Origin of the sequence: Pantoea stewartii, assembly GCF_011044475.1 — a bacterium.
Classification (GTDB): Bacteria; Pseudomonadota; Gammaproteobacteria; order Enterobacterales; family Enterobacteriaceae; genus Pantoea; species Pantoea stewartii.
Window position 1 is genome coordinate 3,021,090 of sequence record NZ_CP049115.1, and the last position, 17,121, is coordinate 3,038,210.

Annotated in this window: 13 protein-coding genes and 1 riboswitch; of the genes, 9 read left to right on the plus strand and 4 right to left on the minus strand. The window is 53.6% G+C overall.

Annotated features, from left to right (window positions below; genetic code table 11):
* Positions 1-62 precede the first annotated feature (62 nt).
* Positions 63-2,711, minus strand: coding sequence for a phosphoenolpyruvate carboxylase (ppc, locus tag G5574_RS14375; RefSeq protein WP_006121177.1), 2,649 nt, complete (start codon positions 2,709-2,711; stop codon positions 63-65).
* Positions 2,712-3,061: 350 nt separating this feature from the next.
* Positions 3,062-4,210, minus strand: a complete 1,149-nt coding sequence (gene argE / locus G5574_RS14380; protein WP_033738113.1) for an acetylornithine deacetylase — start codon at positions 4,208-4,210, stop codon at positions 3,062-3,064.
* A 168-nt stretch (positions 4,211-4,378) separates the two neighbouring features.
* Between argE and argC the strand changes: the two genes are divergently transcribed.
* The 5 genes from argC to oxyR all read left to right on the plus strand — a co-directional run bounded on the left by argC (position 4,379) and on the right by oxyR (position 10,153).
* Positions 4,379-5,383, plus strand: a complete 1,005-nt coding sequence (argC, locus tag G5574_RS14385; protein WP_039342537.1) for an N-acetyl-gamma-glutamyl-phosphate reductase — start codon at positions 4,379-4,381, stop codon at positions 5,381-5,383.
* A 14-nt stretch (positions 5,384-5,397) separates the two neighbouring features.
* On the plus strand, positions 5,398-6,174 hold the full coding sequence (gene argB / locus G5574_RS14390) for an acetylglutamate kinase (RefSeq protein ID WP_006121174.1): 777 nt from the start codon (positions 5,398-5,400) through the stop codon (positions 6,172-6,174).
* 24 nt (positions 6,175-6,198) lie between these two features.
* Entirely contained in the window at positions 6,199-7,416 is a 1,218-nt protein-coding gene (locus G5574_RS14395) for an argininosuccinate synthase (protein WP_033738115.1), read from the plus strand.
* A gap of 88 nt (positions 7,417-7,504) precedes the next feature.
* Positions 7,505-8,878, plus strand: coding sequence for an argininosuccinate lyase (gene argH, locus G5574_RS14400; protein WP_054632888.1), 1,374 nt, complete (start codon positions 7,505-7,507; stop codon positions 8,876-8,878).
* Positions 8,879-9,235: 357 nt separating this feature from the next.
* On the plus strand, positions 9,236-10,153 hold the full coding sequence (gene oxyR, locus G5574_RS14405; RefSeq protein WP_006121171.1) for a DNA-binding transcriptional regulator OxyR: 918 nt from the start codon (positions 9,236-9,238) through the stop codon (positions 10,151-10,153).
* Here the strand turns inward: oxyR and sthA are convergent.
* Entirely contained in the window at positions 10,136-11,536 is a 1,401-nt protein-coding gene (gene sthA, locus G5574_RS14410) for a Si-specific NAD(P)(+) transhydrogenase (RefSeq protein WP_033738119.1), read from the minus strand. The two genes, oxyR and sthA, sit on opposite strands and share 18 nt — an antisense overlap.
* A gap of 193 nt (positions 11,537-11,729) precedes the next feature.
* Here sthA and fabR point away from each other — a divergent pair, with 193 nt between their 5' ends.
* Together fabR and G5574_RS14420 are read left to right on the plus strand one after the other, a co-directional pair.
* The gene (gene fabR / locus G5574_RS14415; protein ID WP_006121169.1) at positions 11,730-12,377 is read left to right on the plus strand and encodes an HTH-type transcriptional repressor FabR; all 648 of its coding nucleotides are present in this window, start codon (positions 11,730-11,732) and stop codon (positions 12,375-12,377) included.
* Between the two features lie 14 nt (positions 12,378-12,391).
* Positions 12,392-12,745, plus strand: a complete 354-nt coding sequence (locus G5574_RS14420; protein ID WP_006121168.1) for a YijD family membrane protein — start codon at positions 12,392-12,394, stop codon at positions 12,743-12,745.
* Between the two features lie 34 nt (positions 12,746-12,779).
* On the opposite strand, the gene trmA is transcribed toward G5574_RS14420, so the two are convergent.
* Positions 12,780-13,883, minus strand: a complete 1,104-nt coding sequence (trmA, locus tag G5574_RS14425; RefSeq protein ID WP_039342545.1) for a tRNA (uridine(54)-C5)-methyltransferase TrmA — start codon at positions 13,881-13,883, stop codon at positions 12,780-12,782.
* 119 nt (positions 13,884-14,002) lie between these two features.
* A riboswitch (cobalamin riboswitch) is annotated at positions 14,003-14,185 on the plus strand.
* 66 nt (positions 14,186-14,251) lie between these two features.
* Between trmA and btuB the strand changes: the two genes are divergently transcribed.
* Together btuB and murI are read left to right on the plus strand one after the other, a co-directional pair.
* Positions 14,252-16,138, plus strand: coding sequence for a TonB-dependent vitamin B12 receptor BtuB (btuB, locus tag G5574_RS14430; protein WP_164482774.1), 1,887 nt, complete (start codon positions 14,252-14,254; stop codon positions 16,136-16,138).
* Entirely contained in the window at positions 16,083-16,934 is an 852-nt protein-coding gene (murI, locus tag G5574_RS14435) for a glutamate racemase (protein WP_054632891.1), read from the plus strand. The genes btuB and murI overlap by 56 nt, the downstream gene beginning before the upstream one ends.
* Positions 16,935-17,121 lie beyond the last annotated feature (187 nt).

Consider the following 17,121-nt stretch of genomic DNA (forward strand, 5'->3'; position numbering starts at 1 on the left):
GATATGAGGATGGCGTTAACTGATACGAAACAGGGCGGTATCAACCGCCCTGTTTCTGTGAGTTAACCTGTATTACGCATCCCTGCAGCGACACCGGCAATCGTTACCATCAGCGCCTGTTCGACGCGCGCATCCGGTTCTTCACCACGGGCTTCCTGTGCACGTGAACGGTGAAGCAGCTCTGCCTGGAGTACGTTCAGGGGATCGGTATAAACGTTACGCAGGGCAATCGATTCGGCAATCCACGGCTGGTCCGCCATCAGATGGGAATCGTTGGCGATGGTCAGCACCGCTTTAATATCGGCATCCAGCTGGTCACGCAGCTGTTTACCTAATGGCCATAACGATTTATCAACCAGTCGCTGATCGTAATACTCCGCCAGCCACAGGTCTGCTTTCGAAAACACCATTTCCAGCATACCAAGGCGGGTTGAGAAAAAGGGCCAGTCGCGGCACATGGCCTCAAGCTGATCCTGATGGCCTGCCAGCATCGCCTGCTGCAGGGCGGCGCCCGCGCCCAGCCAGGCGGGTAACATCAGGCGGTTTTGCGTCCAGGCAAAAATCCAGGGAATGGCGCGCAGGGATTCCACACCGCCCGTCGGACGACGCTTCGCCGGACGAGAGCCCAGGGGCAGCTTGCCCAGTTCCTGCTCAGGGGTTGCGGAACGGAAGTAAGGCACAAAATCCTTATTCTCACGCACATAACCCCGGTACATGGCGCAGGAGTCGGCAGAAAGCTGGTTCATGATATTACGCCATTCCGGTTTGGGTTCCGGCGGCGGCATCAGGTTGGCTTCCAGAATCGCGCCGGTATAAAGCGACAGGCTGGCGATAGTGACTTCCGGCAAGCCGTACTTGAAGCGAATCATTTCGCCCTGTTCCGTCACGCGCAGGCCGCCTTTGAGGCTGCCTGGCGGCTGGGACAGCAGTGCGGCATGCGCGGGTGCACCACCGCGGCCGATGGTGCCGCCGCGTCCGTGGAATAGCGTGAGGGAAACGCCCGCCTTTTCGCAGGTTTTAATCAGTGCATCCTGTGCCTGGTATTGTGCCCAGCTGGCGGCCATCACGCCGGCATCTTTCGCCGAGTCGGAATAGCCAATCATGACCATTTGTTTGCCCTGAATAAAACCACGGTACCAGTCGATGTTAAGCAGTTTGCTCATCACATCATTGGCATTGTTCAGGTCATCCAGGGTTTCAAACAGGGGAGCAACCGGCATAGCGAACGGAATGCCAGCCTCTTTCAGTAACAGATGGACGGCAAGGACATCAGACGGCGTTTTCGCCATCGAAATGACATAGGCTGCGATAGAGCCCTGGGGCGCTTCTGCCACTACTTTGCAGGTTTCCAGCACTTCGCGGGTTTCGTCACTCGGTTCCCAACTGCGAGGAAGTAAAGGGCGCTTGGAGTTCAGCTCACGGATAAGAAAAGCCTGCTTGTCGGCTTCCGACCAGCTTTCATAATCGCCCAGGCCCAGATAGCGGGTAATTTCAGCGATAGCTTCAGTGTGACGGGTGCTTTCCTGACGGACGTCGATGCGAACCAGCGGCACGCCAAAGCATTTCACACGGCGCAGCGTATCCAGTAACTGACCGTTGGCAATAATGCCCATGCCGCACTGCTGCAGGGACTGATAGATAGCGAAAAGCGGATCCCACAACTGCGCGTTGGAGACCAGCAGGTCTGCCGGGCGGGGCAAGCGCTCGCCTTTCAGGCGGCGCTCCAGGTAAGCCTGGGTAGACATTAGCTGACTGCGCAGACGCTTTAAGATCACGCGATACGGCTCCAGCGCCTCAGGATCGCCACTCAGCTCGGCAACTTCCTGACTGCATTCGGACATCGACAGTTCCGAAATCAACACGCCAATATCGCGCAGAAACAGATCGGTGGCTTTCCAGCGGCTGAGCTGCATAACATGGCGGGTAATGGCGGCGGTGACGTTCGGGTTACCGTCACGGTCTCCGCCCATCCAGGAGGTGAACTGCACCGGCACAAAATCAACCGGTAACTTAATGCCAAACGTCTCTTCTACCTGCTCATTCAGCTCACGCAAAAATGCAGGTACACCTTCCCACAGGCTGTTTTCAACGACGGCAAATCCCCACTTGGCTTCATCAACCGGCGTTGGACGGTATTTACGGATCTCATCCGTATGCCAGGCCTGCGCGACCAGTTGGCGCAGGCGGCGCATAATCTGGTTGCGTTCGTATTCAGAGATATCGCTGTGGTCGAGTTGTTCAAGACAGCTGTTGACCTCGCCCAGTTTGTGAATCAGCGTGCGGCGTGTAATTTCAGTAGGGTGCGCGGTTAAAACCAGTTCCAGGGAAAGTGATTCAATGGCTTTATGAATCGCACTTTCACTGAGATTATTTTGCTTGAGGGTTTCAAATGTTTTTTTCAATAGTTCAGGGTGGTTTGCGCCATCGCCGCTGCGGGAAATCGTTTGATACTGCTCAGCCACGTTAGTGAGGTTGAGGAACTGACTAAAGGCACGCGCCACGGGCAATAACTCGTCATTTGACAGGTTTTGCAGCGTATTCAGCAATTCCTTACGATGAGTGTCATTTCCTGCACGGGATGACTTAGAAAGCTTACGGATGGTTTCCACCTGGCCCAGGATATTCTCTCCCAGCGCATCCTTAATCGTATCCCCGAGCAGTTTGCCGAGCATACTGACATTACTTCGCATTGCGGAATATTGTTCGTTCATGTGACCCTGACACCCTTATCGTCTTGATAAACCTCTATACCCGGCCTTTTCAGGCAGCAGAAAAGCCAGCAACGTCGTCCTCCCGGCTCTGACCGGGGTTCTTCAGTTGCTGCCCGTCGCAAGCTGAATAAAGTGGGATGATTGCCCAGTGGGTATAACATCGTCTTTTATCTAGCCACGTAATCAGGCGTTCGTCAAATGACTTAAAGTGAGGGAAACGTGCAGCTAACTGACGGAAATTCATGGAATTTGATAGCGGCGAAGCGGGATAAGTTATTCTTATTATCAAATCCCACAGATTGGCAGGGCATTTTGCTGTTAATACAGTGAAATGCCCCGTTTGATGATAATTAGTGACAGAAATGCTGCACAACCTGAGCGATTAAGGCGCGCGTAGGCTGAATAAATGCGGTATCGATAAATTCGTCCGGCTGATGCGCCTGGTTGATAGAACCCGGGCCCAGCACCAGCGTTGGACAAAGTTGCTGGATAAACGGGGCTTCAGTGCAATAATTCACCACTTCTGTCGGTGTACCCAGCAGTTTTTCCACCACCTTGACCAGCTCATGGTCAACCGGACATTCATAGCCCGGAATCGGCGGATGCAATTCTTCGATGGTAATCCGTCCCGGCCAGCGTTCGCTCACCGGCGCCAGTGCCTCATTCAGCAGCGCGTCAAGATCGCTCAGCGTCAGCCCCGGCAAAGGGCGGATGTCCATGTGCAATTCGCAGCAGGCGCAGATACGGTTTGCTGCATCACCGCCATGAATATGACCAAAGTTCATTGTGGGATAAGGAATCGCAAAACCATCATGGTTGTAACGGGCTTTCAGCGTATTGCGCAGTTGCATGAGTTCGGTAATCGACTCATGCATCAGCTCAATGGCATTAACGCCGCGACCCGGATCGCTGGAATGGCCAGATTGACCCTGAATGCGAATCGCATTCGAGATATGTCCTTTGTGCGCACGGACAGGTTTCAGCGACGTCGGTTCGCCAATAATGGCGCAGTCAGGGCGAAGCTGTGTGGATGCGGCAAAATATGACGCGCCCGCCATGGTGGTTTCTTCATCAGCGGTGGCCAGAATATAAAGCGGCTTACTCAGGGCTGTCACATCCACATCACGGAGCGTGTCCAGAATAAACGCGAAGAAGCCTTTCATATCGGCGGTACCCAGACCGTACAACTTGTTGTCGTGCTCGGTCAGGGTAAAGGGATCGCGAGTCCAGCGACCATCATCAAACGGAACGGTATCGGTGTGCCCGGCAAGCAGCAGACCGCCCGCACCGCTTCCGGTGCGCGCCAGCATATTAAATTTATGCCGCGTGCCCGGCACGGGTTGGACTTCCACGGTAAAACCCAGGTCACGGAACCAGCCAGCCAGTAAATTGATTAAAGTTTCATTGCTCTGATCGAGAGCGGCATCGGTTGCGCTGATAGACGGTGTTGCGATCAACTGGCGGTAGAGTTCGATAAAAGGCGGTAATTTTGTCTTCACTGTTGACGGTCCTTGAGTTAGGATGTATCAATATTCATGCATTAATAGTGAATAAAAATACATTAACGTCGTGTGCATGTGAACCTTAAATCGCTGCAAACGACATCGTGGGCAACGGGGCAAGGCCGCGACCCGGAACGTGTGACTGTAATAAAGGTATACAGCCTGATGTTGAATACGCTGATCGTTGGTGCCAGTGGTTACGCTGGCGTAGAGCTTGCCACCTTCCTTAATCGCCATCCACATATCAACATAACCGCTTTGGCGGTGTCTGCGCAAAGTCCCGATGCGGGTAAGCGCTTGTCCGATCTTCATCCACAGCTGAAAGGCGTGGTGGATCTGCCGCTGCAGCCACTGAGCCGCGCCGACGAATGGGCAGATAAAGTTGATGTGGTGTTTCTGGCGACGGCCCACGAAGTCAGTCACGACCTGGCGCCTGAATTTCTGAAAGCTGGCTGCGTCGTGTTTGATCTGTCCGGCGCTTTCCGCGTCAACGACGGCAAGTTTTACACGCAGTTTTATGGCTTCACGCACCAGCATGGGGACTGGCTGGATAAAGCCGTTTACGGTCTGGCGGAGTTCCAGCAGGAAAAAATCAAAGAAGCACAGCTGATTGCCGTCCCTGGCTGCTATCCCACCGCCTCTCAGTTGGCACTCAAGCCGTTGGTGGATGCCGGTTTACTGAATGAGGCGCAGTGGCCGGTCATCAATGCCACCAGTGGCGTCAGTGGAGCAGGGCGCAAAGCGAATGTTGGTACCAGCTTCTGTGAAGTCAGTCTGCAGCCTTACGGTATTTTTAATCATCGTCATCATCCTGAAATTGTGGCGCACCTGGGCACACCGGTAATTTTTACGCCGCACCTGGGCAGTTTCCCGCGTGGCATCCTGGCCACGATCACCTGCCGTCTTAATGCCGGCGTCAGCCGTGATGATGTCGCTGAGGTCTTTCACAATGCCTACCACGATAAGCCGCTGGTACGCGTTTACGAGCAAGGCGTACCGGCATTGAAAGCCGTGGTCGGTCTGCCTTACTGCGATATTGGCTTTGCCGTACAGGGCGAACACCTGATTGTGGTGGCTGCTGAAGATAACCTGCTTAAAGGGGCAGCCTCTCAGGCAGTACAGTGCCTTAATATTCGTTTCGGTTTCCCTGAAACGCAGTCACTGATTTAACGGACGACTAAACCATGACTAATCCATTAATTATCAAGCTGGGCGGTGTGCTGTTAGACAGCGAAGAAGCACTGGCCCGTTTATTTGACGCGTTGCTGGCCTACCGTTCTGCTCATCAGCGCCCCCTGATTATCGTTCACGGTGGCGGTTGCCTGGTCGATGAACTGATGAAAAAACTGGCGCTGCCGGTGCAAAAGAAGAACGGTTTGCGTGTTACGCCTGCCGATCAGATTGACATCATCACCGGCGCACTGGCTGGTACCGCCAACAAAACGCTGTTGGCCTGGGCGAAAAAATACGGCATTCAGGCCGTCGGTCTGTGTCTGGGCGATGCGGGCCTGGTCAATGTCACCCAGTTAGATGAAGCGCTGGGCCATGTGGGCAACGCAACGCCGGGCAATCCTGCATTAATTAACACGCTGCTGGGCGCAGGTTACATGCCCGTTGTCAGTTCAATCGGCATCACCGACAGCGGTGAGCTTATGAACGTCAATGCCGATCAGGCTGCCACAGCGCTGGCCTCAACGCTGGGTGCTGACTTAGTCTTGTTATCGGACGTCAGCGGCATTCTTGATGGCAAAGGTCAGCGCATCGAAGAAATGACGGCAGATAAAGCAGAACAGCTGATCGCTCAGGGCATCATCACCGATGGCATGATTGTCAAAGTGAACGCTGCGCTGGATGCGGCACGCACGCTGGGCCGTCCGGTCGATATTGCCAGCTGGCGTCATGCCGAGCAGTTACCTACCCTTTTTAACGGCGTGTCCATTGGCACCCGGATTCTCGCTTAACGACTCAGATTCAAGGATTACGAAATGCAAACGCAAAACATCAAAAAAATCGTACTGGCTTACTCCGGTGGTCTGGATACTTCGGCCATTATTCCCTGGCTGAAAGAAAACTATGGCGGCTGTGAAGTGGTCGCGTTCGTGGCGGATATCGGTCAGGAACGTAGCGATCTGGAAGGCGTTGAGAAGAAAGCGCTGCAGTCAGGTGCATCAGAATGTCACGTTGTCGATCTGCGTGAAGAGTTTATCAGTGACTACGTTTATCCGGTGCTGCAGACCGGGGCCCTGTATGAAGGGACGTATCTGCTGGGTACCTCAATGGCGCGTCCTATCATCGCGAAAGCCCAGGTTGAGCTGGCGCTGAAAGTGGGTGCTGATGCGCTGTGCCACGGTGCCACGGGTAAAGGTAATGACCAGGTGCGTTTCGAAACCACTTACACCGCACTGGCGCCGCAGTTGAAAGTGGTGGCGCCATGGCGCGAGTGGGATCTGCGTTCGCGTGAAGCGCTGCTGGATTATCTGAAAGCGCGTAACATCCCTACCACCGCGTCGCTGGAAAAAATCTACAGCCGTGATGAAAACGCCTGGCACATTTCTACCGAAGGCGGCGTGCTGGAAAGCCCGTCTAACGCACCTAACAAAGATTGCTGGGTCTGGACTGTCGATCCGCTGGAAGCGCCCGATCAGCCAGAAGACGTGACAGTAACCGTTGAAAAAGGCCGCGTGGTGGCGGTGAACGGTGAAAGACTGAGCCCGTTCCAGTGTCTGGAAAAACTGAATGTGCTGGGCGCAAAACATGGCGTGGGCCGTATCGATATCGTTGAAAACCGTCTGGTAGGCATTAAATCACGCGGCTGTTACGAAACCCCTGGCGGCACCATTATGGTTAACGCGCTGCGTGCGGTAGAGCAACTGGTTCTGGATCGCGACAGCTTCAAATGGCGTGAGCAGCTGGGCCATGAAATGTCTTATGTGGTTTACGATGGTCGCTGGTTTGCACCTCTGCGTAAATCTATCCAGGCGGCGGCAGAGTCGCTGGCGGAAGAGGTTAACGGCGAAGTGGTTCTGCAACTCTACAAAGGTCAGGCCACGGCGACGCAGAAGCGTTCAGCTAACAGCCTGTATTCCGAAGAGTTCGCGACCTTCGGCGAAGACGAAGTTTACGATCATCGTCATGCAGGCGGCTTTATTCGTCTGTTCTCACTCTCTTCACGTATCCGTGCGCTGAACGAGCAGAAAAAGTAATCGCAGGCGGGGATCGCCTCGCCTCTCAGTATGGCATCAGGGGCGGCTTTCAGGCCGCCCCTGGTTTAACGACTTGAAGGAGATTCACATGGCACTTTGGGGTGGACGCTTTACCCAGGCAGCAGATCAACGTTTCAAACAGTTCAACGACTCGCTGCGTTTTGATTACCGCCTGGCAGAGCAGGACATCATTGGCTCAGTGGCCTGGTCCAAAGCGCTGGTGACGGTAAATGTCCTGAGCAGTGATGAGCAGCAACAGCTTGAAGCCGCACTGAACGCACTGCTGGAGGAGGTTCGTGCCAATCCTGAGCAAATCCTGCAAAGCGATGCCGAAGATATTCACAGCTGGGTTGAAGGCCAGTTGATTGAGAAAGTCGGTGCGCTGGGCAAAAAACTGCACACCGGCCGTAGCCGCAATGATCAGGTGGCGACCGACCTGAAACTCTGGTGTAAAGAGCAGGTTGCCGCACTGCTGGATGCCACACGTGAGCTGCAGCAGGCGCTGGTGGCGACTGCCGAAGCCAATCAGGACGCGGTGATGCCGGGCTATACACATTTACAGCGTGCACAGCCGGTGACGTTTGCACACTGGTGCCTCGCTTACGTTGAAATGCTGGCGCGCGATGAAAGCCGTTTGCAGGATACGTTAAAGCGTCTTGATGTCAGCCCGTTAGGTTGTGGTGCACTGGCCGGAACGGCTTATGCTATTGACCGTGAGCAACTGGCAGGCTGGTTAGGCTTCGCGTCTGCAACGCGTAACAGCCTGGATACCGTATCCGACCGTGATCATGTGCTGGAGCTGCTTTCCGATGCGTCAATCGGCATGGTGCACCTTTCACGTTTTGCGGAAGACATGATTTTCTTCAATACAGGCGAAGCCGGCTTTATCGAACTCTCGGATAAAGTCACCTCAGGTTCGTCCCTGATGCCACAGAAGAAAAATCCGGATGCACTGGAGCTGATCCGTGGAAAATGCGGGCGGGTTCAGGGCGCGTTAACCGGCATGATGATGACGCTGAAAGGCCTGCCGCTTGCCTATAACAAAGACATGCAGGAAGACAAAGAAGGGCTGTTTGATGCGCTGGATACCTGGCTGGACTGCCTGCATATGTCCGTGCTGGTGCTGGAAGGTTTGCAGGTAAAACGTCCTCGCTGCCAGGAAGCGGCCGAACAGGGTTACGCAAACTCAACTGAACTGGCCGATTATCTCGTGGCAAAAGGCGTTCCCTTCCGTGAAGCGCACCATATCGTGGGAGAAACGGTCGTTGCAGCGATCGCGCAAGGTGTGGCACTGGAAGCCTTGTCGTTATCTCAGCTTAAGCAGTTCAGTGCTGTTATCGAAGACGATGTCTATCCGGTGCTGGCCCTGTCATCCTGCCTGGATAAGCGCAATGCGCAGGGAGGCGTTTCACCGTCTCAGGTTGCCCGTGCCATTGCGGATGCCAAAGCGCGCTTAGCCTGAGTCGCAGATAAAAAAAGAGCGGGCATACCATGCCCGCCAACCTCTAGCTTCAGAAACTACTTTTATTTTAGGCACATCATCAGACCATCGGTGCTCCCGACCGATGTTCAGATTCGTTACGCTTGTCGTCTGGCCTTCGCCTGTTCAGTTTTTTGTTTTATCAGCGTCGCCAGAAGATTTGCGTCAGCTAAAAACAGCGGATAACGCTGTCTTTATGATTCAGAAAACATTTCCCTGGGTGGCGATGAGTCTGAATTTGATTTGATGTGGGCATTATTCCCATCCGCTCTTGATAGGGCCAATCGTTGGTTGCTATTCTATCTATCGCCACGAGCTATCGTGGAATGGAGGGTAATAATGAATATCCGTGATCTTGAATATCTGGTTTCGCTTGCTGAACATCGTCACTTCCGACGTGCGGCGGATGCCTGTCATGTCAGTCAGCCGACCTTAAGCGGGCAGATTCGCAAATTAGAAGATGAGTTAGGTGTCATGCTGCTGGAACGTACCAGCCGCAAAGTACTGTTTACGCAGGCCGGTTTGCTGCTGGTCGACCAGGCGCGTACTGTCCTTCGTGAAGTCAAAGTGCTGAAAGAGATGGCCAGTCAGCAGGGCGAAGCGATGTCAGGACCACTGCATATTGGGCTGATTCCTACCACCGGTCCGTATTTACTGCCGCAAATTATTCCTATGCTGCATCAGACTTTTCCAAAGCTGGAAATGTACCTGCATGAAGCACAGACCCAGCAATTGCTGGCTCAGCTCGACAGCGGCAAACTGGACTGCGCGATTCTGGCGCTGGTCAAAGAAAGCGAAGCCTTTATTGAAGTCCCGCTGTTCGATGAGCCGATGAAGCTGGCGGTTTATGAGGATCATCCGTGGCGCGAACGCGATCGTGTGCCAATGTCCGATCTGGCCGGTGAAAAACTGCTGATGCTGGAAGACGGCCACTGCCTGCGCGATCAGGCCATGGGTTTTTGTTTTGAAGCGGGTGCAGACGAAGATACCCATTTCCGTGCGACAAGCCTGGAAACGTTGCGCAATATGGTCGCGGCAGGAAGCGGTATTACGTTACTGCCTGCTCTGGCTGTCCCGCCACAGCGTGTGCGTGATGGGGTTTGTTATCTGCCCTGTTATAAGCCGGTACCACAGCGTACGATTGCGCTGGTTTACCGTCCCGGCTCACCTCTGCGCAGCCGTTATGAACAACTGGCAGAGGCAATCCGCACACATATGCAAGGCTATTTCGATACCACGCTAAAACAGGCGGTTTAAACCGTTTAGCGCGGCGACGCGATACGCTTCTGCCATGGTCGGGTAGTTAAAGGTGGTATTCACAAAGTACTCAATTGTGTTGCCACCATTTTTTTGCTCCATGATCGCCTGACCGATATGGATAATCTCCGCAGCACGTTCCCCAAAGCAGTGAATGCCCAGAATCTCTTTGGTTTCACGGTGGAACAGGATCTTCAGACTACCGACGTTCATCCCCACAATCTGCGCACGCGCCAGATGTTTAAACTGCGCACGTCCCACTTCGTAAGGCACTTTCATCGCCGTGAGCTGCTGTTCGGTTTTGCCCACAGAGCTGATTTCCGGAATGGTATAAATCCCGGTCGGAATGTCTTCGATCAGGTGCGCTGAGGCTTCGCCTTTAATGATGGCCTGTGCGGCAATACGGCCCTGATCGTAAGCAGCGGAGGCCAGGCTGGGGTAACCAATGACGTCGCCCACTGCATAAATGTGCGGCTGCGCTGTCTGATACATGCTGTTCACTTTCAACAGCCCACGGCCATCCGCTTCCAGACCGACATTTTCCAGCGACAGTGAATCGGTGTTACCTGTACGGCCGTTCGCATACAGCAGGCAGTCCGCTTTGACTTTCTTGCCGGATTTCAGGTGCATGATAACGCCGTCATCCACGCCTTCAATCTTCTCAAACTCTTCGTTGTGACGAATCACCACGCCGCTGTTCCAGAAGTGATAAGACAGCGAGTCAGACATCTCCTGATCAAGGAACGCCAGCAGGCGGTCACGGGTGTTGATCAGGTCAACCTTGACATTGAGCCCACGGAAAATGGAAGCATATTCACAGCCAATCACGCCCGCGCCATAAATGATGACGTGGCCGGGTTCATGATGCAGGTTGAGAATAGAATCGGAATCGTAAATACGTGGATGGGTAAAGTCGACATCATGCGGATGATAAGGGCGCGAACCACAGGCAATAATAAATTTCCCGGCGGTCAGCTGTTCGCGCGTGCCATCATGATGTTCCACTTCAACCGTGTTGGCATCCACGAAATGCGCATCGCCCTGAAACAGCTCACAGCGATTGCGCTCGTAAAAACCCTGACGCATTGCGGTTTGTTGGCTGATCACGCTTTCCGTGTGATTGAGAATATCGGCAAACGATGAGCGGAGAAGGCGGGTATGGTCACTGTAGAGAGGATTCTGGTTGAACTCGATGATGCGGCTCACAGCATGACGAAGGGCTTTCGAGGGGATCGTACCCCAGTGTGTACAGCCGCCGCCTATGTTGTGATAGCGTTCGATAACCGCGATTCGGGCGCCTTGCTTCACCAGCCCCATCGCCGCACCTTCACCGCCTGGTCCTGATCCAATCACAATGACATCGTAATCGTAAGACTTTTGCATACCGGTACGTCCTATTATTTATACATTTTTACAACGAGATTCTAACATCTCGCCGCGCACTTCTGAATTCTAACAGCGATTTTCATCACGTTTTGGCTTTCAGTGAGGTTTAACACGTCGTCACAAAGTTTGCCGGACTGTACGCTGAATATTTTGTTATAGTGCTGTTTCAGAACCTCACAAGGCAGAGAGAATGGGCGTCAGAGCGCAACAAAAAGAACGTACACGACGTACACTGATTGAAGCTGCGTTCAGTCAGCTCAGCGCCGAACGCAGTTTCGCCAGTCTGAGTTTACGTGAGGTTGCCCGCGAGGCGGGCATCGCGCCAACCTCTTTTTATCGGCACTTTAAAGATGTCGATGAGCTGGGTTTAACCATGGTGGATGAAAGCGGGCTGATGCTGCGGCAGTTGATGCGACAGGCACGTCAACGTATTGCGAAAGGCGGCAGTATCATTAAAACCTCTATCGCCACCTTTATGGAGTTCATCGAAAATAACCCCAATGCGTTTCGGCTGCTGTTACGCGAACGTTCGGGGACGTCTGCGGCTTTCCGTGCGGCGGTTGCGCGTGAAATCCAACATTTTATTGCTGAACTGGCTGATTATCTTGAGGTCGAAAACCGCATGCCGCGCAGCTTCACCGAAGCGCAGGCTGAAGCGATGGTGACTATTGTCTTCAGTGCCGGTGCCGAGGCGCTGGATATTGATATAGCGCAGCGTCGTAAGCTGGAAGATCGTCTGGTATTGCAGTTACGTATGATCGCGAAGGGCGCGTATTACTGGTATCGCCGGGAACAAGAACGCCTGGCGGTAACCCTGGATAAACCTGAAGAGCTATGAATAAGGACCCTGCCATGACCCACCCAAGCTCCCGTGATAAAGGCACGATGTTACTGGCTTTTATCACCGGCCTTGCTATGAACGGCTCGTTCTCTGTGCTGTTTAGTGCTTTCGTTCCTTTTTCTATTTTCCCGTTGATTGCGTTGGGGCTGGCGGCATGGTGCCTGCATCAACGTTACCTGAATAAAAGTATGCCCGATGGGGTTCCGGGGCTGGCTGCGGCCTTCTTCCTGCTGGGAATCCTGGTGTACAGCGCATTAGTGCGTGCCGAATATCCGGATATCGGATCTAACTTTATCCCCACGATTCTTATGGTCGGGCTGGTGTTCTGGATTGCCCTGCGTTACAAGCGCAATCGCAACCGGTAATCACAAAAACGGGAACCCCTGGGTTCCCGTTTTTTTACGCTTTGCGCGTCAGTAGCACACCGCATTCCATATGATGGGTATACGGGAACTGGTCAAACAGGGCCAGTCGCGTGACATCATGGGTTTGCGCCAGCTCCAGCAGATTGTCACACAGGGTTTGCGGGTTGCAGGAAATATACAGGATCGTGCGATAAGCCTGCACCATCCTGACGGTTTCCTCATCCAGCCCACTGCGCGGCGGATCCACAAAGATCGTCTCGCAGTCATAACTCTTCAGGTCGATCCCCTCCAGCCGGTTAAAGCTGCGCACGCCGTTCATTGCCTGGGTAAACTCTTCGGCCGCCATGCGAATAATCTGGACATTATCAATCTGGTTGGCGGCAATATTGTACTGGGCCGACGCGACGGATGGCTTGGCAATTTCCGTGGCCAGCACGCGGCGGAAATTTCTGGCCAGCGCCAGCGAGAAGTTGCCATTACCACAGTAGAGTTCCAGTAAATCGCCACGGGAACCCGTTGTCACATCCAGCGCCCATTCCAGCATATGAATGTTCATCGCCGCGTTGGGTTGCGTGAAGCTGTTCTCCACCTGTCGATAAATCATCTCTTTACCGGCGACCGGCAAACGCTCTTCCACGTAATCCCGATCAAGGCAAATTTTGGTCTTAGTGGCGCGACCAATCAGCTGCACATCGACGCCTTCCGCCCGCAACTGATCGCGTAACGTTGTGGCGGCCTGCTGCCATTCCTCATCCAGCTTGCGGTGATAGAGCAGGGAGATGACGATTTGGTTGCTTAGCGTCGACAGATAATCAAGCTGAAACAGCTTATGGCGCAGGATGCGATTATCGCGAATGGCCGCCATCATTTTCGGCATCATCTGGTTAATCAGGGCACTGGCCGCCGGGAACTGGTCAACGCGAATGCGCTGTTTCGTCTCCTGATCGAAAATGATGTGATAAATGTCGTCGCCATCATGCCAGATGCGGAATTCTGCACGCATGCGATAGTGGCTGACCGGTGAACGGAACACCTCCACGGCGGGGGCAGCGAAAGGCGTCATCATCGTTTCTAACCGACTGACTTTTTCCGCCAGCTGCGCGTCATACTGTTCAACAGGGAGATGTTCGGGTGTCATGTTTAATCCTGGTTAATAGCCTGCTTGCCGGGCGATTGTAGGGATTCACCTGCTGATGTCCAGTCCTGCGCGCGAGCAGAGCGTCGGGGTGTGCAGATCTGGACTTGCCCGTGCGCGCTTCGTAGACTGCGGGCACCGGCCTCAACCTTGAGTTAACAGGGAATCCAGTGTGAATCTGGAGCTGACGCGCAGCGGTAAGGAATGTCAGGGTGATTGCGATTGCAGACACTGTCCTGCGGGATGGGAAGTCATCACCTGCTATGATTCCCAGCCCGAAGACCTGCCGGTGTGACGTCGCCACGCGTACAGTCATCGCGTGCTATCGACTGTATGCCTGCGGCATCCTTTTTCTTTTGGATGCGATAAAAATGAGTAAAACAACAACCCCGCTGTTTGCCTTCAGTGCAACGGCGATTTTCCTCTGGGCGCAAAATGGCTTTGCACAGAGAAGTGATGATGCGCTCATCGTGACGGCTAATCGTTTTCAACAGCCGGTTTCGTCGGTGCTGGCTTCAACCTCGGTAGTGACACGGGATGAGATTGACCTGTGGCAGGCAAAAAATCTGGTAGACGTGCTTCGTCGCCTGCCCGGCGTGGATATTGCGCAGAACGGTGGGATTGGGCAAAGCGCGTCAATGTTTGTGCGAGGCGCTGAAGCGCGCCAGACGTTGATTCTTGTGGATGGCGTGCCCTTTGCAAGACCAGGCATCACCGGTGCAGCGGACTTCAATCTGATTCCGATCTCCCTTATACAACGCGTTGAATTCATTCGCGGGCCGCGCTCCTCCGTCTATGGCGCTGATGCCATTGGCGGAGTGGTAAACGTGATTACTCAAAATCCACAAAATCACAATGTGCTTTCTGCAGGCATGGGGTCAAAGGGATATCAGGAGTACAGCGGTGGCATAAACCAGAATGTGACCGACCAAACCCGCCTTACCGTCGCCGGTTCTTATCAGGCAACCAATGGCTATAACATCCAGCCTGATTCGACGTCTCCAGCCGATCGCGATCGTGATGGCTGGCGCAACAAAGCGTTCTGGGCAGGGGTTGAGCATAAGTTCAATGACATGTTTTCTGGTTTCTTTCGTGGTTATGGTTATGCGGCGAATACTGACTACGATGCTGGCTTCCCGGGCGGATCGGATGAGCAGCAGATTTATAACCACGCCTTTGATACCGGCCTGCGCTTTACTAAAGGTGATTATTCTTCTCAACTGGTCGCCAGCTACCAAAAGTACAAAATATATAATTATGTTGGCGCTGAGGGACGTTACGCAGACTCCAATACGCTGGATGATATGGATCAGCGCAACCTTCAATGGGGGAACGCCTTCGCAGTCGGTTATGGCACGGTGAGTACCGGGATTGACTGGCAGCGGCAAGCGTTGAGCTCAGTAGGCCAACTCTTTTCTGGTCAGCCCAGAGAAACGGACCGCTATAAGCAGGATAATACCGGGGCATATCTGACGACGCAGCAGCAATTGGGCACTGTTACGCTTGAAGGTGCTGTCCGGGGGGACGATAACCAGGATTATGGTCGTCATGGTACCTGGCAAACGGCGGCTGGATGGGAGTTTGTGCCGGGTTATAAGGCATCGCTCTCCTATGGCACCGGTTTCCAGGCACCGACGCTGGGGCAGCTTTATGGCCAAAAGCATTTTGGCATTAGCGCCAATCCCGATTTGCAGCCTGAGAAATCAAAACAATGGGAAGCTGCGCTCGAAGGGTTAAGTGGCCCCGTTAACTGGCGGCTGGCGGCCTACCGTAATCACGTCACGAACCTGATTGACTATGCGTCCGATCCGCTGACATTCCAGGGCGGCTATTTCAATCAGAAAGCGGTGACAATGAAAGGTATTGAAGCCACCGCAGACTTCGATACGTCCTTCCTGCATCATCAAATCACCTTAGGCTATCTTGATGCCCGACGGGATTCGGATGATGAAGTCCTGGCTCGCCGGTCTCGTCAACAGATGAAATATCAGTTGGGTGTAACGGTTTATAAGGCTGATATAGATGTTATTTACCAGTATTTTGGCAAGCGTTATGACAATAACACGAGCCAGTACACGAGTGAGCAGCGCCGTTTGCCGGCCTACAGCACCGTTGATCTCGCCGTATCGTATCCTGTCACATCACATCTGACCGTTCGTGGTAGAATTGCCAACCTGTTCGATAAAGATTACGAGACAGCGTATGGCTACCAGACTCCAGGAAGAGAGTATTACCTCAACGGAAGCTACAGCTTCTGACCTGCGCCCGACTGTGCTGGTGTTTGATTCCGGCGTAGGCGGGCTTTCTGTCTATGATGAGGTTCGGCAACTCCTGCCGGACCTGCATTATCTTTATGCGTTCGATAATGCCGGTTTTCCTTATGGTGAGAAAACCGAGACCTTTATTGTCGAGCGCGTTGTTGCGATGGTTGATGCCATTACTCGCCGTCATCCCATTTCTCTCGTCATTATTGCCTGTAATACCGCCAGCACCGTCACTTTGCCTGCATTACGTGAGCGATTTGCCTTTCCGGTTGTCGGCGTTGTACCGGCAATCAAACCGGCTGCACGCCTTACACGTAACGGTGTGGTCGGGCTGCTGGCGACGCGCGCAACGGTCCGGCGTTCGTACACGCATGATCTGGTGTCGCAGTTTGCTAAAACCTGCAAGATTGAAATGCTGGGCTCAGCCGAGCTGGTGGAGTTAGCCGAAGCCAAGCTTCATGGCGATAAGGTTTCACTGGATGACGTCAGGCGCATTGTGCAACCCTGGTTACGTATGACGGAGCCACCGGATACTGTCGTATTAGGCTGCACGCACTTTCCTTTACTTCGCGATGAGCTTCAGCATGTCCTGCCTGAAGGTACGCGTTTGATTGACTCCGGTGCCGCAATAGCCAGACGTACTGCCTGGCTACTGGACAATGAAGCACCCGAAGTCCGCTCGCCGGATCAAAACATGGCGTTTTGCACTGAGCTGGATGAAGAGGCGGCGCAATTATCGCCGGTTTTACAGCGTTATGGCTTCCCGTTGCTTGAAAAACTGGCGCTTTAGCGGGTTTTCGCTGAAAAAAACAGCACTCGGAAAATTAATTGAAATTAGCCCTTGTCAGCTTCGAAGAACTCCCTATAATGCGCCTCCACTGACACGGCACAACGGAATACGAAGCGCCGGGTTGAGTAAGGTTCAGAATCATTCGAACCGATGAGTTTAGCAAAAATAAGTGCTTGACTCATAAAGC

Excerpts from the sequence above, each read along its gene's own strand:
- ppc (WP_006121177.1), bottom strand. The coding sequence starts at position 2,711 with ATGAACGAACAATATTCCGCAATGCGAAGTAATGTCAGTATGCTCGGC.
- argC (WP_039342537.1), top strand. The coding sequence starts at position 4,379 with ATGTTGAATACGCTGATCGTTGGTGCCAGTGGTTACGCTGGCGTAGAG.
- argB (WP_006121174.1), top strand. The coding sequence starts at position 5,398 with ATGACTAATCCATTAATTATCAAGCTGGGCGGTGTGCTGTTAGACAGC.
- G5574_RS14395 (WP_033738115.1), top strand. The coding sequence starts at position 6,199 with ATGCAAACGCAAAACATCAAAAAAATCGTACTGGCTTACTCCGGTGGT.
- argH (WP_054632888.1), top strand. The coding sequence starts at position 7,505 with ATGGCACTTTGGGGTGGACGCTTTACCCAGGCAGCAGATCAACGTTTC.
- oxyR (WP_006121171.1), top strand. The coding sequence starts at position 9,236 with ATGAATATCCGTGATCTTGAATATCTGGTTTCGCTTGCTGAACATCGT.
- sthA (WP_033738119.1), bottom strand. The coding sequence starts at position 11,536 with ATGCAAAAGTCTTACGATTACGATGTCATTGTGATTGGATCAGGACCA.
- fabR (WP_006121169.1), top strand. The coding sequence starts at position 11,730 with ATGGGCGTCAGAGCGCAACAAAAAGAACGTACACGACGTACACTGATT.
- G5574_RS14420 (WP_006121168.1), top strand. The coding sequence starts at position 12,392 with ATGACCCACCCAAGCTCCCGTGATAAAGGCACGATGTTACTGGCTTTT.
- trmA (WP_039342545.1), bottom strand. The coding sequence starts at position 13,883 with ATGACACCCGAACATCTCCCTGTTGAACAGTATGACGCGCAGCTGGCG.
- btuB (WP_164482774.1), top strand. The coding sequence starts at position 14,252 with ATGAGTAAAACAACAACCCCGCTGTTTGCCTTCAGTGCAACGGCGATT.
- murI (WP_054632891.1), top strand. The coding sequence starts at position 16,083 with ATGGCTACCAGACTCCAGGAAGAGAGTATTACCTCAACGGAAGCTACA.